This is a genomic window from Streptomyces roseoverticillatus (assembly GCF_000719265.1).
Lineage (GTDB): Bacteria > Actinomycetota > Actinomycetes > Streptomycetales > Streptomycetaceae > Streptomyces > Streptomyces roseoverticillatus.
Window position 1 is genome coordinate 207,425 of record NZ_JOFL01000005.1, and the last position, 19,438, is coordinate 226,862.

General features: G+C 75.1%; 16 protein-coding genes. 3 read left to right on the forward strand and 13 right to left on the reverse strand.

Annotation, left to right across the window (positions count from 1 at the left end; genetic code table 11):
• Window positions 1–155: 155 nt before the first annotated feature.
• A complete protein-coding gene (locus IF61_RS0107290; protein WP_043188092.1) occupies window positions 156–1,697 on the reverse strand; it encodes a membrane protein in 1,542 nt (513 codons plus the stop codon).
• A 51-nt stretch (window positions 1,698–1,748) separates the two neighbouring features.
• Entirely contained in the window at window positions 1,749–1,943 is a 195-nt protein-coding gene (locus tag IF61_RS0107295) for a hypothetical protein (RefSeq protein ID WP_030365431.1), read from the reverse strand.
• Window positions 1,944–2,286: 343 nt separating this feature from the next.
• Here IF61_RS0107295 and IF61_RS0107300 point away from each other — a divergent pair, with 343 nt between their 5' ends.
• Window positions 2,287–2,700 carry an ankyrin repeat domain-containing protein gene (locus IF61_RS0107300; protein WP_030365432.1) on the forward strand — a complete coding sequence of 138 codons (414 nt, stop codon included), beginning with the start codon at window positions 2,287–2,289 and terminating at the stop codon, window positions 2,698–2,700.
• A gap of 181 nt (window positions 2,701–2,881) precedes the next feature.
• Window positions 2,882–4,870, forward strand: a complete 1,989-nt coding sequence (locus IF61_RS0107305; protein WP_030365433.1) for a glycoside hydrolase — start codon at window positions 2,882–2,884, stop codon at window positions 4,868–4,870.
• Here the strand turns inward: IF61_RS0107305 and IF61_RS0107310 are convergent.
• From IF61_RS0107310 to IF61_RS0107340, 7 genes are all read right to left on the reverse strand, one after another.
• Entirely contained in the window at window positions 4,860–6,401 is a 1,542-nt protein-coding gene (locus IF61_RS0107310) for an ATP-dependent DNA ligase (RefSeq protein WP_030365434.1), read from the reverse strand. The two genes, IF61_RS0107305 and IF61_RS0107310, sit on opposite strands and share 11 nt — an antisense overlap.
• A 41-nt stretch (window positions 6,402–6,442) precedes the next feature.
• On the reverse strand, window positions 6,443–8,083 hold the full coding sequence (locus tag IF61_RS0107315; protein WP_078660019.1) for a carboxylesterase/lipase family protein: 1,641 nt from the start codon (window positions 8,081–8,083) through the stop codon (window positions 6,443–6,445).
• A gap of 108 nt (window positions 8,084–8,191) precedes the next feature.
• Window positions 8,192–8,443: a ferredoxin gene (locus IF61_RS0107320; protein ID WP_052392476.1), complete on the reverse strand. Its 252-nt coding sequence runs from the start codon at window positions 8,441–8,443 to the stop codon at window positions 8,192–8,194.
• A 5-nt stretch (window positions 8,444–8,448) separates the two neighbouring features.
• Window positions 8,449–9,639, reverse strand: a complete 1,191-nt coding sequence (locus IF61_RS0107325) for a cytochrome P450 (protein ID WP_030365437.1) — start codon at window positions 9,637–9,639, stop codon at window positions 8,449–8,451.
• A gap of 131 nt (window positions 9,640–9,770) precedes the next feature.
• Window positions 9,771–11,153, reverse strand: coding sequence for an FtsW/RodA/SpoVE family cell cycle protein (locus IF61_RS0107330; RefSeq protein WP_397946010.1), 1,383 nt, complete (start codon window positions 11,151–11,153; stop codon window positions 9,771–9,773).
• Window positions 11,154–11,215: 62 nt separating this feature from the next.
• Window positions 11,216–12,727 (reverse strand): sensor histidine kinase, encoded by a 1,512-nt coding sequence (locus IF61_RS0107335; RefSeq protein ID WP_245684432.1) that lies wholly within the window; start codon window positions 12,725–12,727, stop codon window positions 11,216–11,218.
• On the reverse strand, window positions 12,724–13,407 hold the full coding sequence (locus tag IF61_RS0107340; protein ID WP_030365440.1) for a response regulator transcription factor: 684 nt from the start codon (window positions 13,405–13,407) through the stop codon (window positions 12,724–12,726). Before IF61_RS0107340 ends, IF61_RS0107335 begins: the two co-directional genes overlap by 4 nt.
• A 172-nt stretch (window positions 13,408–13,579) precedes the next feature.
• Between IF61_RS0107340 and IF61_RS33960 the strand changes: the two genes are divergently transcribed.
• The gene (locus IF61_RS33960; RefSeq protein ID WP_030365441.1) at window positions 13,580–13,999 is read left to right on the forward strand and encodes a hypothetical protein; all 420 of its coding nucleotides are present in this window, start codon (window positions 13,580–13,582) and stop codon (window positions 13,997–13,999) included.
• 329 nt (window positions 14,000–14,328) lie between these two features.
• Here IF61_RS33960 and IF61_RS0107350 read toward each other — a convergent pair whose 3' ends face one another.
• From IF61_RS0107350 to IF61_RS0107365, 4 genes are all read right to left on the reverse strand, one after another.
• Window positions 14,329–14,622 (reverse strand): hypothetical protein, encoded by a 294-nt coding sequence (locus tag IF61_RS0107350; protein WP_030365442.1) that lies wholly within the window; start codon window positions 14,620–14,622, stop codon window positions 14,329–14,331.
• A complete protein-coding gene (locus tag IF61_RS0107355; RefSeq protein WP_030365443.1) occupies window positions 14,622–16,397 on the reverse strand; it encodes a peroxidase family protein in 1,776 nt (591 codons plus the stop codon). The genes IF61_RS0107350 and IF61_RS0107355 overlap by 1 nt, the downstream gene beginning before the upstream one ends.
• An 81-nt stretch (window positions 16,398–16,478) precedes the next feature.
• Window positions 16,479–17,840 carry a hypothetical protein gene (locus IF61_RS0107360; protein ID WP_052392467.1) on the reverse strand — a complete coding sequence of 454 codons (1,362 nt, stop codon included), beginning with the start codon at window positions 17,838–17,840 and terminating at the stop codon, window positions 16,479–16,481.
• Window positions 17,837–19,288 (reverse strand): cytochrome P450, encoded by a 1,452-nt coding sequence (locus tag IF61_RS0107365; protein ID WP_052392468.1) that lies wholly within the window; start codon window positions 19,286–19,288, stop codon window positions 17,837–17,839. Before IF61_RS0107365 ends, IF61_RS0107360 begins: the two co-directional genes overlap by 4 nt.
• Window positions 19,289–19,438 lie beyond the last annotated feature (150 nt).

Consider the following 19,438-nt stretch of genomic DNA (forward strand, 5'->3'; position numbering starts at 1 on the left):
GGAGCCAGGGTGGGTGGCTCGGTACAGGGTTACCGCCGTGCCTTGTTTCCTCCGGGACGGTGAGCAACCAGTAGCGGCTTGTCCGGCGGTGCCGGACCCGCCTAGGGGGTGCGCGGCACCGTCTGACCGCGCCGCCACGGCGGAGCCGGGCCCGGCTACCTCGCTCCCGCCGGGAGGGGATCGTCGTCGGGCCGGCCGCCGGCCGGGAGGAGGGCCAGGACGGCCTCGCGTTCGTGGTCGGACGTTTCCTCGTCGTACGGGTCGGGCGTCGCCGGCACCTGCAGCCGGTGCACCGGGCCCGTGCCCAGGCGGGCGTAGCCGCGCCCCGGAGGCGCCTCCGGCGGTGGCGTGGTGCGCGGCGGGGCGCCGAGCACGGCCCGGACCTGTTCGTCGGTGACGGCGCCCAGCAGCACGCGGGCGCGCGTGAGCGCGAGCACCGGCTCCGCCAACTGGGCCGCCGCGTCGTCCAGGTGGTCGCCCAGGACGACCGTGACGTTCGCGATCCGCCCGTGCCGCAGCGGCACCTGCAGCAGTACCTGGGGGTCGGCCCGGCCCTCGGCCGCGGCCAGGTGGCCGAGCGCGGTGGGCCGGTCGACGACGATCCACAGGGGGCGGCGGACGTCCTCGGGCGGCTGGTGGCCTTCCTGGCGCGCGCGGTTGGCCGTCATGAGCCGCCGTTCGGTCTCGTGCGAGGCCCACTCCAGGACGGCGAGGGCGCCGGCGGCCGAGGACTCGACGGCCAGGACGCCGTCGCGGCCGCGGAGGAAGGAGAACTCGCCGGACCCGCTGCCGTCGACGGCCACCACGTCGCCCTGGTGCAGGGCCTGGAGGGCGAGGGAGCGCAGCAGCGTGCTGGTGCCGGCGGAGGGCCGGCCGAGGACCAGCAGGTGCGGCTCCGCGGAGCGCGGGCCCGTGCGCCACAGCACGGGCGCCTCGTCACGGCGGTCGGTGCCGTCGAAGACGGGCAGGGTGCGGTGCACCTCGCCGGGGTCGGTGAAGCCGAGGACGGTCTCGCCGGGCGCGGTCACGAACCGCTGGGCGAAGATGTCGGCGGGCAGCGCGGGCAGCACGTGCACGTGGAGGCGGTTGGCCTCCGCGTCCCAGTCGAACCGGTACTCGCGCCCCCGCCCGGCCTTCATCCGCAGCAACTGCTCGATCCTGGCCCGGGCTTCCGGTTCTCCGTCGGGGAAGTAGGCGGGGTAGCGCAGTTCCAGGGAGCCGAGCCGGCCCTCGTGGTCGAAGGAGTGGGCGGCGAAGGCCTCTTCCCAGTCGCCGTCGTGGGCGTAGAGCGGCGCCGGGTCCTCGGGGACGGAGAGGTAGGGCACGAGGGCCTCGTACAGCGCTTGGAGCCGCTCGCCCTCGCTCTCGCGGACCGTCTCGGACGCCGGGTCGCGGTCGCGCCCGGCCCAGGCCGCGAGGGTCATGAGGGCGACGCCGGTGAGCGGCGGCCCGTACGGCAGGAGCATCACGATGGCCGTGCACGAAGCCGCGAGCAGCAGCGTGGGGCCGCGGCGGTCGCCCGGTGTCCGCTGCCACCTGCGCCACGCCCCGGCGGCCAGGACGCGCAGGCCGCGCGCGATGACGCAGAGCGGGTGGAATATGTCGGCCGCGCTGTCGGCCGCCGTGCGCGCGAGCTCCTGCCCGCGGGCGACGGGCCGGCCGCCGGCCAGGGTGCGGGGGAGCTGTCGTGGGTCCACGTCGGTCTCCTCCTGCGGGGGTTGCGGCCGGAGCGCCGCCCGGTGCGGGGGTCAGAACTTGAGGCCGCCCAGGAGCCCCGCGAGGCTGGCGCTGCCGGCCCTGATGCTGGGGGCGATGGCCGTGCTGGAGAGGTAGAAGCCGAAGAGGGCGCAGACGATGGCGTGGCTGGCCTTCAGGCTGTCCTTGCGGAAGAACAGGAAGACGATGACACCGAACAGCACGACGCCGGAGATGGACAGGATCATGACGTTTCTCCTGAGTGGGTCGAGGGGTTCACCATGAGCTCCTCAGGACTCACGGAAAGTATTAATGCGAAAAAAAGACAGCGCAGTTCGATCAGTGGGGCCTTCGTCGTGATCGTCGGAGGGGCGGCAAGGGGCCGCAAAAATGCAAACCGCCTGTCCGGGGCCGCGGGCCGCGCCTCCGCACCGGCGCCGACCGGCTGCGAGACTTCCCGTGCGGGTGTCCGGCGATTCACCCGAACGGGCGCGTCCGTGCCTCCCGGACAGCGCGTGGCACCCGTACATAGGGTGGGGGTACACCGATATCGCGTGCACCCGTGCGCACTGACCGGAGGACCGCGGACCCATGACCGAGCAGACTCCCGAGACCGAGCCCGCCCACGACCCCGAGGTGCTCCAGCTCGCCGCCAAGGTCTTTGACCTGGCGCGCCACGGAGACACCGACACGCTCGCCGCCTACGTGGACGCCGGCGTGCCGGCCAACCTCACCAACGACCGCGGCGACTCGCTGCTCATGCTGGCGGCCTACCACGGTCACCTCGACGCGGTCCTGGCCCTCCTGGAGCGCCAGGCGGACCCGAACCGGCCCAACGACCGCGGGCAGACCCCCCTCGCGGGCGCCGTCTTCAAGGGCGAGGACGAGATCATCCGCACGCTGCTGGCGCACGGCGCGGACCCCGGCCTGGGAGCGCCTTCCGCCGTAGAGGCGGCGGGCGTGTTCGGGCGGCAGGACCTGCTGGAGCTCTTCCGGGGCAAGTAAGTCCGCGCGGTTGCGCCGTCGCGACGGCGGCCCCGAGCCCCTGAACGGCCGGGCCGGCACCGCAGGTCCGGCCGTTCACGCTTTCCCAAGGGTTTGGGGCCGTCCCCGGAAGCCCCCGCTGTTACCCGCCGCAACAGCCGCTTCTTAAAACCCTCTTAGCTCCGTTCGTTATCAACTCTCCATGTCCATCACAACCTGCCGCGCCGCCGCCCTCGTGCTGGCCGCCACCCTTCCGTGCCTCACCCTCGCCGAGCCCGCGCACGCCGCGGCCGGGCCCGCGCAAGCGGTGCGCGTGCACGGCCGGTCCGTCGGCATTCCCGTCCGCGGCGGCACCGCCACCGTCGACACCGCCACCCTGCGCGTCACCGCCCGCACGGCCGCGGGCGGCACCGTGGAGCTCTCCGCGCCGGCCGTGACCGCCCCCGGCGCCCCGGGTGCCGTCACCGCCACCGCGGACGGCGCACGCTGGACCTACCCCGGCACCGGCCTGGAGGTCACCGCCCGCGCCGAGAAGGGCAGGCTCCTCGTCACCGTCCGGTCCACCGGCACCGCCGACCGCACCCTGAAGTGGCCCGTCACGGGCACCGGTTCCACCACCTCCGCCCTGCAGCTGCCGCGCGGCGAGGGGCTGTCGATCCCCGCCGGCGACACGTTCTGGAACGGTCCCGGGGCCGGGCTCGCGGGCAGCAGCATCGCCATGGAATCCGGCCTCACGATGCCCCTGTGGGGCTGGTCCGCGGGCCGGAGCGGCGTCAGCTACCTCGTCCCCACCGACATCGGCACCGCGCTCGACGTCACCTCCGAGAAGGGCACGCTACGCGCCACCGCCGCCCACACCTTCTCCCGCGGCGAGGGCACCACCGACTACACCGTCGCCTTCAGCCTCACCGACGGCTCCCCGGTCGCCCCCGCGCTGGACTACCGCGCCTGGCTGAAGGAACACGGGCAACTCGGCAGCCTCAAGGGCAAGATGGAGGCCGTCCCGGCGAACAAGAAGCTGCTCGGCGCCTTCCACGCCTACACCTGGGGCCGGGCCCGTACCGCCGACGGCGTCCGCGAGCTGCGCGCGCTCGGCGTGGACCGCATGTGGCTCGGCTACGACGCCGACGACCAGCCCATGACCCCGGATGCCGTCAAGGCCGCCAAGGACACCGGCTACCTCGCCGGGCCCTACGACTCCTTCGCCAACGGCCAGGACCCGCAGAAGTCCGACGCGCCCACCTCCGTCTGGCCGGACAAGGTCTACCCGGACTTCTGCGTCCAGCGCGCCGACGGCTCGCCCGAGCCCGGCTTCCACGACCGCGGCTGCTACCTCAGCACCGAGGCGTTCGAGAAGGCCGAGCCCACCCGCCACTACCTCGCCGACCGCACCCGCAAGATGACCGCGAACGGCGCCGACAGCTACTTCCTCGACGTCGACGCGGCCGGCGAGCTCTACCGCGACCACAGCGCCGCCCACCCCCAGACCAAGGCCCGCGACCGAGCAAACCGCCTCGCCCGCATGAAGCGCCTCGCCGACGGCGACAAGCTCGCCCTCGGCTCCGAGTCCGCGGGCGCCTGGGCCAACGAGGCGCTGTCCTACGACCACGGCTCCGGCACGCCCGTCCACGACGGCCTGTGGGCCGCCCAGCGCGACAAGGAGAAGTGGGGCGGCTACGCCCCCGCCAAGGCGCCCGGCATCTTCTTCAAGCCCGCCGAGCTCCCGGCCGACGTCGCCAAGGCCATGTACGACCCGGCCTACCGCGTCCCGCTGTTCGAGACGGCCCTCCACGACTCCCTCGTCAACGCCGAGCGCTGGGAGCTCTCCTACGACAAGCTGCCGCAGCAGAAGACCACCCGCGCCCTGCTCGCGATGCTCTACAACACCCCGCTCAACTTCGTCATCGGCGGGGACTCCCTGGAGAAGCGGGGCAGCGAGCTCGCCGCCCTCCAGAAGTACTTCTCGCCCCTCCACCGGGCGGCCGGCACCGAGCCCATGACGGACTTCCGCACGCTGACCGGCGACCGCAGCGTCCAGCGCACCGCCTTCGGTGACGGCACCCTCACCGTCACCGCCAACTTCGGCACGAAGGCGTACGAGGGCCTGCCCGGCGGCTGCGTGGACGCGAAGCTCAAGGACGACAAGAAGCCGCGGCGGCTCTGCCCCGCCACGGTGAACGTCAACTCGTAGCGCCCAGGGCCAGCACGGCATCCAGCATGTCGGCCTCCTCCGCCCGCTTGTCCTCCCGGTACCGCACCACGCGCGCGAACCGCAGCGTCACCCCCGCCGGGTACCGGGAGGACCGCTGGAGGCCGTCGAAGGCGACCTCCACCACCAGCTCCGGCCGCACGGTCACCACGAAGCCGTCGTCGCTCACGGCCAGCTCCCGCAGCCGCTCCGTCTGCCACGCCAGCATCGCGTCCGTCATGCCCTTGAACGTCTTGCCGAGCATCGCGAAGGAGCCGTCCGGCCGCCGCGCCCCCAGGTGCAGGTTCGACAGCTTCCCCGTACGCCTCCCGTGCCCCCACTCCACCGCCAGCACCACCAGGTCCAGCGTGTGCACCGGCTTCACCTTCAGCCACGCGGAGCCCCGCCGCCCCGCCGTGTAGGGCGCGTCCAGCGCCTTGACCACCACGCCCTCGTGGCCGCGCCGCAGCACCGCCTCCGCGAAGTCCCGCGCCGCGGCGCGGGCTCCGGCCTCCGCCGGGTCCGCGACCACCAGGCGCCGCACCCGCAGCGGCTCGGGAACCACCCGCGCCAGCTCCGCGTGGCGCCCGGCCGAGGGCAGCGCCAGCAGGTCGCGGCCGTCCACGGCCAGCAGGTCGAAGAAGACGGGCGACAGCGGCACCGTCACCGCCGCCCCGGCCACGTTCAGCCGCGAGCCGACCCGGCCCGCGGTCTCCTGGAACGGGCGCGGCCGGCCCTCCGCGTCCAGCGCGATCACCTCGCCGTCCAGCACGGCGGACGACACCGGCAGCTCCCGTGCCGCGCGGCAGAGCTCGGGCAGCCGCTCGGTGATCTCCTCCAGCCTGCGCGTCCAGATCCGTACGGAGCCGCCGTCGCGGTGCACTTGGACGCGGATGCCGTCGAGCTTCTCCTCGACGGCGCACGGCCCGAGCCGGTCCAGCGCCTCGTCGACGTCCTTGGCGGTGTGCGCCAGCATCGGCAGCACCGGGCGCCCGACTTCCAGCCGGAAGTCCGCCAGCGCCGCCGGGCCCCGCGCCAGCAGCTCCCGGGCGACCGCGGCGAGCGAGCCGCCCAGCATCACGGCCCGCCGCACCTCGGCGGGGTCCGCGCCGGCGGCGGCCGCGAGGCCCTCGGCCGCAGCCGCGTCCAGGGCGCCCTGGCGCAGCTCCCCGCCGAGCAGGCCCCGCAGGAAGCGCTGTTCCTCCGCGGTGGCCGCGGCCATCAGCGCGTCCACCAGGCGGCGCCGCTCGGCCTGCGCGCCCTTGCCGGCGACGGCGGCGAGGGCGCCGACCGCCCGGTCCACCTCCGCGACGGTCAGCACGGGGACGGCCGCGGGCGCCGGCGAGTCGCGCAGCACGCTCCAGCCGACGCCGACCCTGCCCTGCGGCAGCCGCCCCGACAGGTACGTCAGGGCGACCGGCGCCTCGTGCGGGTCCGCGCCGCGGAAGAGACCGGCCAGCAGGGCGGTCTTCTCCGACCGCGCGGACGTCGCGGCCACCTCGGCGGACACGCGGGCGACATCGGCGAGGAGCATGCCTTCATCGTGCTACGGGTGCACCCGGAGCGCAGTCCGGCTCAGCCCTGCCGCTGCCGCTCCCAGAACGCGCAGTGGTGGGCGGCGCCGAAGTCGACCGGCCGGATGCCGTCCGCTCCCGGCGCGAGGGACAGCGTGAGCGGGTCCCGGTCCCGGAAGACCGGCCAGCGCGGGGCACCGGCCGCGTTCGGGTCACCGGTGCGCGCGAAGCGGGTCCAGTAGTCGGTCATCCGGTCCGACAGCGCGACCTGGGCCTCGTTCAGCGGCTTCTGGAGGGGGAAGCCGGTGAACAGGTAGGCCAGTTCGAAGGCGTGCGAGGCGCCGTAGGGAAAGCCGGGCACGGCGGGGATCCCCTCCATGACGGGCGCGTCACGGTCGGCGAACTCGTAGGCGTACGTGGGCACGCGCCCGGCCAGCGCCTTGTCGGCCTGGAACGCCGAGCACGCGAACGTGGTGTCGGTGAGCACCGCGGACCAGGCCAGCGCGGGTGTGGGGTACTTGCTCAGCGGGTACTCCGCCTCGACGGCGCCCGCCGCCGCGCCGAAGGACTCCGTCAGCCGGGCCCGGTAGTCGCGCGCGTCCCGCAGCGGGTACTGGCCCAGGCTGAGGCCGACGAACAGCCGCATCTCGTCACTGGTCGTGCCCTGGACCACCGGCACCCGGTGGAAGCGGCCGGCGGCCAGCGCGCGGCCGGGCGCCGCCGGCAGCAGGGCGTTGCCGTAGGCGGGCTTGCTGAACGTCTGCGAAAGCTCGGGCGTGATCAGCTTCTCCGCGCTCAGCCCGCGCAGGCAGTCCAGTGCCCCGGGCCCCTCCGGGCAGCCGAGCCGGCCGGCCGCCGCGGCACCCGCGTCCTGGACGGTCTTCTGCGGCTCGAAGAACCCGGAGCCGGGCGTGCCCGGAACGATGGCGCCGCGGGGGAACGCAGTGGTGCACGAGCCGCTCTGCAGCACGGCCTTGTGGAAGAGGCCGGCCGCCGTGGGCGAGGTGAGCTGGGCACAGGTGCTGATGGCGCCCGCCGATTCGCCGAACAGCGTCACGTTGCGCGGGTCGCCGCCGAAGCGGGCGGCGTTGGCCTGCACCCAGCGCAGGGCCGCCTGCTGGTCGGCCAGGCCGAAGGCGGGCGCGTCGCCGAGCTCCGGGTGGCCGAAGAAGCCGAGGGCGCCCAGCCGGTAGTTGACCGTGACGACGACGGCGTCGCCGCGCGCGGCCATCCGCCCGGCGTTGTACTCGCCGCCGGAGCCGCCGGTGAACCCGCCGCCGTGCACCCACACCATGACGGGCCGGCCCCGGCCCGGGGCACGGCCGGCCGGCGTGGCGACGTTGAGGTACAGGCAGTCCTCGGAGCCGGTGGCGGGCCCGGTGCCGAACACCGGCAGCTGCAGGCACTTCGGGCCCGGCGCCCCCGCGTCCCGCACGCCCTCCCAGCGGCGTGCGGGCTGCGGCGCGCGCCACCGCAGCGGGCCGGTGGGCGGCGCGGCGTACGGTATGCCCTCGTACGTGGCGTACGTGCCGTGCGACCTGCCGCGCACCGGGCCGTGGTCGGTGCCCACGACCGGCCCGTCCGGCGTGCGGGTCCGCGGCCCTGGCGGCGCCGCGGCGGCGACGGAGGTGATGGACAACAGCGCGAGGAGGAGGGCGAGCAGGGCCCCGCCTCTGCGGTGCGGGAGCCGGACATGCTGCATTGCGTATGTCCTTTCGGCTTGCGGGCACGTGGTCGGGCCCGGGCACCGGGGTAGGTACCCATCCCGGCCCGCAGGTATCTCCGCGCCGCGCCACTACCGCCCGTCACGTCATGGCCGGGGCCCGATGACCTCCGTTCCCTCGGTGACGGTGATGGCCGCCGCGGGGCACGAGTCCGCCGCGTCCAGCAGCGCCTCGTCGGGCCCCGCCGCCTCTCTCAGCGGCCGGGACCGCTCGTCCTCCAGCCGGAACGACTCCGGGGCGAGGGCCGCGCAGATCCCCGACCCGAGGCAGGCGCTCCGGTCCACCGTCACCCGCCACGCCGTCGCGTCCGCCGCCGCTCCTGCCGTCGCGTCCGCCACGGGGCTCACCACGCCACCGGCATCGAGCGCGGCCCGCGGACCAGCATCTCCGTCTTCCACACGACGTCACCGGCCGGGCGGAGCCCCGGCAGCCGCAGGACCAGGGCCCGCAGCGCCTCCTGCAGCTCCAGCCGGGCCAGCGGCGCGCCGAGGCAGTGGTGCACGCCGTGGCCGAAGCCGAGGTGCTGGTTGCCCTCGCGGCCGATGTCGAGGACCTCCGGGGCGGCGAACCGCCCGGCGTCCCGGTTGGCCGCGCCGACGGACACGAGCACCGCGTCGCCCTTGCGCACCAGCGTCCCGCCCACCTCGGCGTCCTCCAGGGCGTAGCGGGCGAACGACGCTCCCGCGCCCAGCGGGACGAAGCGCATCAGCTCCTCCACGGCGCGCGGCAGCAGGGCCGGGTCGTTGCGCAGCCGCTCCAGCTCGCCGGGGTTGCCGAGGAGGGTGAGCACGAAGTTGGGCACCTGGGTCGCGGTGGTCTCGTGACCGGCGACGAGGATGCCCACGCACAGGTCGATCAGCTCCAGCTCGGAGAGCCGGTCGTTCACGTCGCGCGCTTCGATCAGCGCCGTCATCAGATCGTCGGCCGGGTGCGCGCGGTGCTCCTCGACGAGCCCGGCCATGTAGGCCCGCAGCTCGTCCCGGTTGGCCGTCTTCTCCTCCGCGGTCAGCGAACTCGTCGACAGCGCGGCATCGCTCCACCTGCGGAACCGCGGCCGGTCCTCCACCGGGACCCCGAGCAGCCGGCAGATCACCGCCACGGGGATGGGCAGCGCGTAGTCCTCGACCAGGTCGGCGGGCGGGCCCGCCGCCACCATCGCGTCCACCAGGCTCTCGGCGAGCGCCCGCACGTCCGGCCGCAGCTTCTCGACCCGAGGCGTGGTGAACGCCTTGGTGACCAGCGTGCGCAGCCGGGTGTGGTCGGGCGGGTCCATGCTCAGCAGGCCGGTGCTGGGCGGCCCGTCACTGCGGCGCGGCTCGTCGTGGTGGACGCTCTCGGCGCGGCTGAACCTCCGGTCGCCGAGGACGAGGCGGGCGTCGGCGTAGCGGGTGACGAGCCAGGCGGGCTCGCCGTACTCCATGCGGACGCGCAGCAGGCCCTCGCCGCTGCGCGCTTCCGCGTACTTCCCGGACAGGTCCAGTCCGGTGGGGTCGTTGAAGGGATAGGCGGTGGGCTCGTCATGGGCGATGGACATCCGGGCGCCTCTTTCCTGGCTGTTCCTGCCTGGTTTTCCTGCGATTCCCTGGCTCCCCCGCGCCATCGCGGCCCGCGGCCGCGGTGACCCTTCAAGCCTCCGCAAAAATGGGTGCCTCAGTCAACAAGGCGTCACCCGGTCGGTGCCGCGGCGCGGGCCCGGCCCGCGCTGTCGCTGATCCGTATCAGCAGCGCCACCATCAGCCAGTTGGCGACGAGCGAGGAGCCGCTCTTGGCGAGGAACGGCAGTGCCTTGCCGGTCAGCGGTATCAGGCCCAGCACGCCGCCCGCCACGACGAAGACCTGCAGGGCCAGGGCCGCCGAGAGCCCCACCGCCAGCAGCTTCCCGAACGGGTCGCGCAGGGCCACCGCCGTGCTCAGACCCCGCTGCGCCAGCAGCGCGTAGAGCATCAGCACGACCATCGTGCCGGCCAGACCCAGCTCCTCGCCGACCGTGGTGAGGATGAAGTCGCTGCGGCCGGCGAAGCCGATCAGATCGGGGTGGCCCTGGCCGAGACCCGTGCCGGTCACGCCGCCGCTGCCGAAGCCGAACAGCGCCTTCGCGAGCTGGTCCGAACCGGCGTTCTGGCTGTGCAGCGCGGCGAACGGATGCTGCCAGGCGTCGATGCGGCCCTTGACGTGCGGCTCTGCCGAGCCGACCACGACGGCGCCCGCCGCCGCCATCAGCACCCCGCACAGCACCCAGCTGAACCGCTCGGTCGCCACGTACAGCATCACCACGAACAGCCCGAAGAAGATCAGCGACGTGCCCAGGTCGCGCTCGAAGACGAGCACCAGCAGGCTCAGCACCCACACCGTCAGGATCGGCGCGAGCTGCCGCCCCGGCGGCAGCCGCACCCCCAGCACCTTGCGGCCCGTGAGGGCCAGCGCGTCCCGGTGGATCACCAGATAGCCCGCGAAGAACACCGCGATCATGGTCTTGACGAACTCGCCCGGCTGGAACGACAGCGAGCCGATGAAGATCCACCGCTTGGCGCCGTAGGTGTCGCCGGGGAAGAACGCCGGGGCCATCAGCAGCACCAGCGCCACGGCCATCGTCAGGAAGATGTAGCGCTGGAGCCTGCGGTGGTCCTGCAGGACGATCAGCACGCCCACGCACAGGCCCACGCCGATGACCGTCCACATCAGCTGGTTGGAGGCCGTCGGATCCGACGAATAGCGCGCGCTGTACGAGAAGTCCAGCCGGTACAGCAGCACCAGGCCGATCCCCGACAGCAGCACGGCCAGCGGAAGGATCAGCGGGTCGGCGTACGGGGCCCAGCGGCGCGCCGCCAGGTGCGGCACCAGCGCGAGGCACAGCATGGAGCCCGCGAACCCGGCGAAGCCGTCCGGGATCCGGTCGGCCGTCGCGAGACCGGTGTACACGTAGCCGAAGCAACTGATCAGCACGGCCAGGCCGAGCAGCAGCGCCTCGCGGCCCCGCCGCGCCGCCGCCGACGGGCCCCGCGCTTGTACGCGGTGCTCGCCACTGCCGTCGAGGTGCACGGAATCCACGGTCACACCGATCACTATCGGCGGTCCGGGCTGAAGAAAACCTGAGAATCCTGAACGAACTTTCAGGAATCGGATGTTCTGCTCGGTGCGGAGCCCGTCGGCCCGCCCGGTGCGGAGCCCTTCAACCCTCTCTGTGCGGAGCCCGTCACGGGGAACCGCGCCACCAGCCGCGCGCCTTCCCCGCCCGGCGCCACCGCCAGGCTCCCGCCGTGGGCACGCGCGATCTCCCGGGCGATGGCCAGGCCCAGCCCGCTCCCGCCGCTCTCCCGGGCGCGCGCCGCATCCAGCCGCACGAAGCGCTCGAAGACCCGCTCGCGCTCCTCCTCCGGGATCCCCGGCCCGTCGTCGGCCACCTCCAGCACCGCTTGCCCCGCCGCCTCGTCGAGCGACGCCGTGATCACCACGCGCGAGGCGGCATGCCGCAGCGCGTTGTCGACCAGGTTCGCCAGCAGCCGCTCCAGCTGGCCGGTCCGGCCGCGCAACGGCACCGGGGCACCGGCGCGCACGCTCACCGGCACCCGGGCCGCCGTCCGGCGCGCCGCCTCCTCGGCCGCCAGCAGCGCGAGGTCCGCCGGTTCTACCGCGGCCATCGGCGCCCGCGCGTCGAACCGGGCCAGGAGCAGCAGGTCCGCCGCGACGCCCTGCAGCCGGACGGTGTCCTCCAGCGCCGCGCGGACGGCCTCCGGCGACGGCCCGCCGGGCGCGGCCAGCGCGACCTCCAGCCGGGAGCGCACCGCGGCCACGGGGTTGCGCAGCTCGTGCGAGGCGTCCGCGACGAACTGCCGCTGCCGGCCGACCGCGAGCTCCAGCCGGTCCAGCGTGGCGTTGACCGTACGGGCCAGCTCGGCCACTTCGTCGCCCGCCGCCGGCACCGGCACCCGCCGGTCCAGCGCGCTCGCCGTGACGGCGGCCAGCTCCGTGCGGATCGTGGTCACCGGCCGCAGCGCCAGCCCCGTCACCGCCCACGCGATGGCCGCGGCCAGGGCGATCAGCGGCGGCGCGCCCGCCAGGAGCCCGATCGCCACCGCGTGCGTGGCACCGTCGACGTCGTTGAGGACGGTCAGCGCGTACACGTACCGCTCGTGCCGCTCCCCGCCCGGCCCCGGCGGCGGCGCCGAGGCCCGGACCGCCACCACGTCGGCACGGTCCGGATCGTGCGCCCGGCCGCGGTCGCCGCCCGCCGCCCGCGCCCCGGACAGGATGCGGTGGGCGGAGTCCGAGCCGGCCTCCGGACGGATCGGCGCCAGCTCCTCGGCGAGGGTCTCCGCGGACGGCCTTGTGGTGGCGACCACCCGGCCGTCCGCGTCCAGGACGAGCACGATGTCGACGCCCGTGCGCGGCGAGGCCAGCAGCGCGGGCAGCTCCCCGGCGTCCGCCCGCGCCGCCACCTCGCGGGCGGCCAGCTCGGTGCGGCCGGTCGTGGTGTCCAGCAGGTTGGCGCGCAGCACCGTGTACAGCCAGGTGCCGCCCACGCCGAGGACCACGGCCATCGCCAGGGCCGCCGCGGCCGCGCACCGGCCCCGTACCGTACGGGGGAGCCGCACTCCGCGTGCCGGGGCCGGCGGCGGGGTCACGCGCATCCGTCGCCCGGGTCGATGCGGTAGCCGGTGCCGTGCACGGTCACGATGGTGCGCCGGCCGAACGGCGCGTCGATCTTCCTGCGCAGCGAGGAGACGTACACCTCGACGATGTTCGGGTCCGTGTCGCCGGGGAAGTCCCAGACCTCGTCCAGGATGTCCCGCTTGGCGACCGCCTGCCCGGCGTTCGCCATCAGGTAGCGCAGGACCGACAGTTCGCGTGCGGTCAGCTCGATCTCCTGCCCGCCGCGCAGGCAGCGGCGCGCCGCCGGATCCAGCACGAGGTCCCCGGCGCGCAGCGGGAGCGCCGCCCCGGGGCCGCGGCGGCGGCCCAGCGCGCGCAGCCGGGCGAGCAGCACGACGAACGAGAACGGCTTCGACAAGTAGTCGTCCGCGCCCGCGTCCAGCCCCTCCGCCTCGTCGTACTCGCCGTCCTTGGCGGTGAGCATCAGCACCGGCGTCCACTGGCCGAGCCCGCGCAGCCGCCGGCAGATCTCGTAGCCGCTCAGCCCCGGCAGCATCACGTCCAGGACGATCACGTCGTACACGCCGGTGAGCGCCGCCGTAAGGCCGCGGTGGCCGTCGTGGACGGCGTCCACCAGATGGCCCTCGGCGGCCAGGCCGTGCCGCAGCGAGTCGGCCAGCCCGGCCTCGTCCTCCACTATCAGAATGCGCACGCCCCAAGCGTCACATATGCCACCAGAAGCACTTGCGGCGCGTCCTTCAGGGCTCGCGCGTGATGTCCCGCACACTCGGAGAAAGGGCCGTAACCGCCTGATGACCGCCGGGTTGACCCGGGGGAGAGCACGCAGAACGCACCCCGCCACAGGACGGAGCAGTGGTACATCCATGAGCAAACGCCAGAAGGGCCGCAGGCACCGCAGGGTCAACCGCACACCGCGCCCGGTCGGCGCGGCCCGCCCCCGCGCCATGGCAGCGGCCGTGCAGGCGGCCGTCGCGCCTTTGGCCTCGCAGCCGGCGGGGCCGGCCGCTCCGGCGGCGCCCGCCGCGCCCGCGGCCCGGCAACGGCCCCTGGAGCAGGAGACCCGGCCCGCGGCCCCCGCTGCCGAGCTCGGCCGGCACGCCGCGCGTACCTGGGAAAGTCTGCGGACGTGCGGTGCCGCCGGGGCCTCCCTGGAAGAGCTGTGCGTCGCGGCCGGCTACCAGCCGCGCACCGTCACCAAGCACGTCCAGGGCCTCGCGGACCAGGGCCTGGCCGAGCTCCGCGACGAACGCTGGTACGCCCGCGAAGCGCTTGCCGCGAGCTGAGACCGCGCCGGGCTGCCCTGGCGTCGGCACCGCAGGGCTCCACGCTGGTGGTGGCTCGCCGCGGCGGCGGATGGAGGGGGTGCCGCCGGTGCACCCCCTCCGGCCCTGCCGCCCCGGCGCCGGCGCCGACCGCCTGGATGACAGTGCCGGCGCCGCCGGGCTCCACCGCCGCGGCGACCGATCGCGGCGACGGTGCTCACATGCCTGCGGCAGGCCAAGCCCCCGCCGCGACGGCGCGCGCGACCACGACGGCGAGGGTCCGGAGGAATCCGGCCGGCGGCTCGGTCGCCTACAGCTCCCGGCCGCCCGTTCCCGTCCGCCCGGCAGGGCTACCGCCACCGCCGGCCCGGCCCGGCGGAGTCGTCGTCCTCCAAACGCCGGTCCAGGGCCGCCAGGACCGCCTCGTGCCGGGCCAGGGCCTCGGCCGCGCGTTCCAGGGAGCGGGCGGCCGTCTCGGCCCGGTCCGCGTGGGCGATCATCCGCTTGCGCAGCGCAGCGCCCTCCGCCCCCAGCGACGCCACCTCCTCGGCGCTCGACCGCAGCCGGGCCGCCTGCTCCCGCAGCGAGCAGGCCTGTGCCCGGACGGGCCGCGACCAGGGCGCGTGCTCCGCGCCGCCGCCCATCACCGGATCCCCCCGGGCCGCAGCATCCGCCAGGGCGCGAACGCGTTGCGCACCCCCTGCAGGGCCGGGGCCAGCTCCGGGTGGTGGCGCAGGAGCACGTCGGTCATGCCGGTGCGGTCGATCCACTCCATGCCCTCGGGCGTGTAGATCTCGGGGCGGTAGTCCCGGGTGAAGAAGCGGTCGCTCTTCAGCCGCCGCGAGGCCATCAGGACGAAGAGCCGGAACGCCGTGTCGCTGAACGCGAACCCCCGCGGCCGCCGCTCGGCGTACATGCCGACCATGGTGTCGACGCGGTCCAGCCGCCCGTCGTAGACCTCGCGCAGCTCGGCGGCGAGCCCCACGTCACCGCCGGTCAGCTCCTCGAAGCCGGAGACGGGCGGGCGGTGCAGCGCCGCCCGGAAGGCGGTGTAGCGGGGCACGCCCCGCTCGCGGTCGCGCAGCACGTCGACCGCGCCGACGTCGACGTGCTCGCCGGAGATCCGGAGGAGGTCGCGCAGGCAGTCGGGGTGGTTGTGCAGGGTGATGTCGCCGGGGTTCATGACGCCGAAGGAGTACAGCAGGTCGGAGAGGCCGAACTTGTCGACGGCCGGCCGGGTGGCCAGGGCCTGCAGGTCGTCGAAGCCGGTGCGCTCGACGAGCGCGCCCGTGCGGTGCGAGTGGACGGCGTACTCGTCGCGGATCAGGGGGTGCAGCCGGTACGCGGCGACGAACTCCTCCGTCATCGAGTACGGCGCGGTGTGGTGGTCTGTGGGGGAGCCGGGGATGCCGAACAGCATCTCGCCCGTGCCGAACCGGCGGACGCTGCGCCGCACCCGCGCGGGCAGGACCCCGTACCAGTTCATGTGCATGGCCGCCCGCGTGACGGGGTGGGCGACGATCCCGGGGGTCCACTCGACCGTGTGGATCTTGGCCATGACGGCGGCGTTCACGAGCCGGGCCGTCTGGAAGAGCCGTTCGTCGCCCCAGGTGGGGTGGGCGGCGGCGATCCGGTCGCAGATGGCGTTGTGCTCCTTGGCGAAGAGCGTGTGGAGCAGGGACAGCCCGACCCAGTAGTTGTCGTTGAAGCCGGTGAGGTCGATGCCGGACAGGCCCGGCGCGGTCTCGTCGGGCAGCCGGCCGTCCGCGAGGGCGAGCTTCCCGCGCTCGCCCGTGCGCAGGGCGCGGCACCGCTCCTCGCTCGACCCGTAGAGCTGGGAGCCGTCCCACCAGTGGCTGACGGTGTTCTCGTACGTGGGCGGCCGGGTGGTGTCCGTGCGGGGGACGGGGTCGGGGCGGGAGCGGCGCACGAGCATCGGGCACTGCGGCCAGTCGTCGTCCGCGTCGAGCGGCACGGCGAGCGGCTGGTCGGTCTTGTTGTCGCCGTGGCTGAACCAGCCGTGGTTCTGGAACTGGATCCAGGCCGCGGCCAGCAGGTTCAGCCCGGTCGCCGGGCGGAAGCCGGAGCGGCGGCGCAGCAGTTGCCGGCTGACCTCGCGGGGGCTGGGCGAGAGCAGCCCGTCGTCCTCGGGCTCGGGGTAGGTCTCCGGCAGGGGGCAGTTGCGGTCGAAGCGGGTGCCCGCGCGGCCCATGTCGGCGTCGCCGGGGTCGTAGCCCGAGCCGTCGTAGCTGCGGTGGGGGAGGAGGTCGGCGACGGGCGTGCGGGGGCGCTCCCCGCCGGCCCCGTAGGTGTCGTACAGGTTGTGCGCCCGCAGCACTTGCCGCTGTCTTCTGAGCTCCAGCAGCGCGAGGGGGAAGGGGAGGTCGTGCCACTCGCGGCGGCGCGGTACCGGCGTCATCGACAGTTCTCCGTGAGGGTTGCAGAGGGTGTGCGGAGAGGGTGGGTGCGGAAGGGGTTCCGGGCGCTCGGGCGCACCGGCCTAGCCGCCGGGGAGGCGGTGGACGACGGTCTTCCCGGCCCGGCCCCGGTAGGGGGCGAGCAGCTCGTCCACCCGGTCGCGGGCCTCGGTGGCGGTCTTGTCGAGGCTCTGGGCGTACGCCTCCGCGCCGAGGCACTGCGGGACGTCGTAGGAGGGATCCGTCCAGGCGAGCTGCAGCCGGTCCGGGGGCGGGGGCAGGACCGGGCCGCAGCCCTCCAGACGGGGCATCAGGTCGTGCTCCTCGGCCAGTCCGGCGACGCGGGCGCCGGGCGCGGGCAGTCGCCCGGAGCCGGTGGGGGAGCCGGCCGTGACGACGAGCTCGACGGCCCGGCCGGTCCGCCCCGGGCCGCCGGCCAGGTGCAGGGCCGTCACTCCGCCCAGGCCGTGTCCGACGAGCGCCACCGGCATCCCCTCGGGCACCGTCCGGCGGAGGGCGTCGCGGGCGGCCAGGGTGTACGGGGAGGCGCCGTGGCGGAGTGCGGCGACGGCCGCGACCAGCCCCTCCGGGGAGGCGGTGCGCGGCAGGACGAACTTCGGGCCGGGCAGGAGCACCAGGCACCGGGTGGTGCCGTCCGGGCCCGTGACCTGCTGGGTGAGCATCCTGCCGGGGCCAAGGGCGGCCAGGTTGCGCAGGTGGGCGGAGATGCCGCCGCCGTCGTCCGGGCCGTCCGGGAACGCGATCTCCGGCGGCTCTGCGAAGGGGCGCGCGCCGCGGGACCGGGGGACGGACGGGAGGGCGCTCTCCGTCCGGGTGCCCGTGACGGTGTGCCAGGCCGCCGCGTCGTTGAACGGATTGCCGTCGGTCAGGGCGTGCCACGCCGTCACCTCCTCCCAGGACGGGGCGAGCGCGGCGAGGGCGTGCCCGGCGCTGCGGACCCGCACCTCTTCCCGGAGGATGCGCAGGGCCAGGGCGGGGAGGCCCGCTTCGACGGCCACGAGCATGCGCCGGACCGGGCCCTCGGCCCCGTACTCGGCGTGCCGGGTCGCGCACAGCCGGATCCGCAGCCGCAGCGCGGTGGCCGCGAGGTCGTCGGCGAGGCTCCCGCGGCGGGCGGCCACGCAGGCCAGCCGGACGGCACGCCCGGCCCGCCCGCCGTCCGGGGCGTGGCCGAGCCCGGCGGGGTCGGTGAGGCTGTGGGCCAGGGCACCCGCCGCCCGCAGGCCGCGGCGGGGCGAGCGGCCGAGCGAGGCGAGCAGCGCGGGGTCGCTCGCGACGGCCGTGACCGCCCGTCCCGCCGCCCGGACCGCCCCGGCGGCCTCGGCCAGCTCGCGGGCCACGGCGGTGAGCCGCGCCGCGGCAGCCGCGTCCTGCGGGCCGGCTCCCGTGGTGCCCCGGGGGCCCGGGGTGCTTGCGGCCGTCATGCGCCCTCCTCCGGCGTGCGGGACTGCGTGGCCCGGGCTTCCGCCGTTTCGGCTTCCGTCGTCCGGGGGGCGCGGATCCCGATCCGCAGCCGCGAGGTGTCGAAGGTGTGCGGGAGCGGCCGGCCGGGGCCGAGCCGGACCCCGGCGACGGCGAGCTCGCCGCCGCGCAGCAGCTCGGCGACGAACCCGGTGGCCAGCTGCAGGGCGAGCTCCATGCCGCTGCACTGGGCCTCGCCGCGGCTGAACGGGGCGACCGCCCAGTCGCGCTCCGCGGTGCCGTCCAGCCACTTCTCGGGCGCGAACCGGTGCGCGTAGTCGAGGCGTTCGCCGTCGCGGGCGTGGAAGGCGGCCGGCACGAGGACGTTGACCCCGCCCGGCGCGACCGCGTCCCGCCAGCGGGTCTCGGCCGTTGTCCGGCGCGCGAGGCCCGTGACCGGGGGCCACAGCCGGGCCGCCTCCTGCACGCAGGCGCGCAGGTAGGGCATGCCGAGGAAGCCGGGGACCGTGCGGGGGCCGTGGGTGCGGTCCGCCGCGCGGATCTCCTCCATGACGCGCTCGTGGTGGCGCGGGTGCGTGGCGAGCAGGGCGAGCGTCTGCACCGTCACCGCGGTCAGCGCGCCCAGAGCCATGAACCAGTGGCTGACCTGGCACTCCGGAGCGGTCTCGGGGCCCCGGGGCGCGGCCGCGAACAACCCGGCCAGGCTGCGCGGATCCGCTTCGTACAGATATCTCGCCTGGCGCTGCATCATTCTGCGGCGCAGCCGGCGGGTGCGGCCGGCGCGCCAGCGGCGGGCTCCCATCCAGTTGGCCTCGGCGAGGAGTTCGCCCAGCAGCCGGGAGAACTCCTCGTCGTCGGCGGCCGCCTCGCCCAGGAAGCAGCGCCGCCCCACGCGCTCGAAGCTCTCCCGCAGGGCCTCCGGGCGCAGCCCGGTCACGGCCTCCGGGCCGAGCAGGGCGGCGGCCTCTTCGCCGGTGACGCGCAGGAAGCGGTCGGCGAGCCGGTGCACCGGGCAACCGGTGTCCAGGACCGCGTCGTTGAACAGCCGCCGCACGATCCGCTGCCGGCCGTGCGAGGCCACGAGGGCCTCGGGCTGGACGGGCGCGAACCCGCTCACCTTCTCCCAGGTGTCGACCGCGTAGACCCCGACCGGGCCGGACAGCACCTGCCGGGCGTCGTCGGCGTCGAGCACGAGCAGGGTGGGGCCGGCGGCGCCGCGCACCATGACGGGGCCGCGGCCGTGCCGCCGCCGCAGCCGGCGCATGGTCTCCGGGGCGCGGCGGGCGGTGTCCGCCCGTGCGACGAGCGCGGCGATCCGGGGCCGGGACCGGAACACGCCTTTGAGGTAGTTGGGGAGGAAGTAGGTGAGGGTGAGCCGGAGATTCTCTCCCGCGGATGCGGCGGGCAGTGCCGTCCCCCGGCCCGTGCCGACCCCGGGCGCGATCGTCATGCGTCGGACCTCGTGAGGTTGAAGTGATCAGTGAGAGGGGAGCATTGCCACTTCAGGTCCGGCGGAGTCATCAGGTAGGAAGATCACCCGAGTTTTCATCCCTGGGGGTGAAAAAGGTGATTGCCGTTGCCATTGCCGGCCGTCCCGGTC

Bases quoted from the DNA above. Each gene is read 5' to 3' on its own strand.
- IF61_RS0107315 (WP_078660019.1), bottom strand. From the start codon at position 8,083: ATGCAGCATGTCCGGCTCCCGCACCGCAGAGGCGGGGCCCTGCTCGCC.
- IF61_RS0107325 (WP_030365437.1), bottom strand. From the start codon at position 9,639: ATGTCCATCGCCCATGACGAGCCCACCGCCTATCCCTTCAACGACCCC.
- IF61_RS0107350 (WP_030365442.1), bottom strand. From the start codon at position 14,622: ATGGGCGGCGGCGCGGAGCACGCGCCCTGGTCGCGGCCCGTCCGGGCA.
- IF61_RS0107310 (WP_030365434.1), bottom strand. From the start codon at position 6,401: ATGCTCCTCGCCGATGTCGCCCGCGTGTCCGCCGAGGTGGCCGCGACG.
- IF61_RS0107365 (WP_052392468.1), bottom strand. From the start codon at position 19,288: ATGACGATCGCGCCCGGGGTCGGCACGGGCCGGGGGACGGCACTGCCC.
- IF61_RS0107355 (WP_030365443.1), bottom strand. From the start codon at position 16,397: ATGACGCCGGTACCGCGCCGCCGCGAGTGGCACGACCTCCCCTTCCCC.
- IF61_RS0107295 (WP_030365431.1), bottom strand. From the start codon at position 1,943: ATGATCCTGTCCATCTCCGGCGTCGTGCTGTTCGGTGTCATCGTCTTC.
- IF61_RS0107305 (WP_030365433.1), top strand. From the start codon at position 2,882: ATGTCCATCACAACCTGCCGCGCCGCCGCCCTCGTGCTGGCCGCCACC.
- IF61_RS0107360 (WP_052392467.1), bottom strand. From the start codon at position 17,840: ATGACGGCCGCAAGCACCCCGGGCCCCCGGGGCACCACGGGAGCCGGC.
- IF61_RS33960 (WP_030365441.1), top strand. From the start codon at position 13,580: ATGAGCAAACGCCAGAAGGGCCGCAGGCACCGCAGGGTCAACCGCACA.
- IF61_RS0107300 (WP_030365432.1), top strand. From the start codon at position 2,287: ATGACCGAGCAGACTCCCGAGACCGAGCCCGCCCACGACCCCGAGGTG.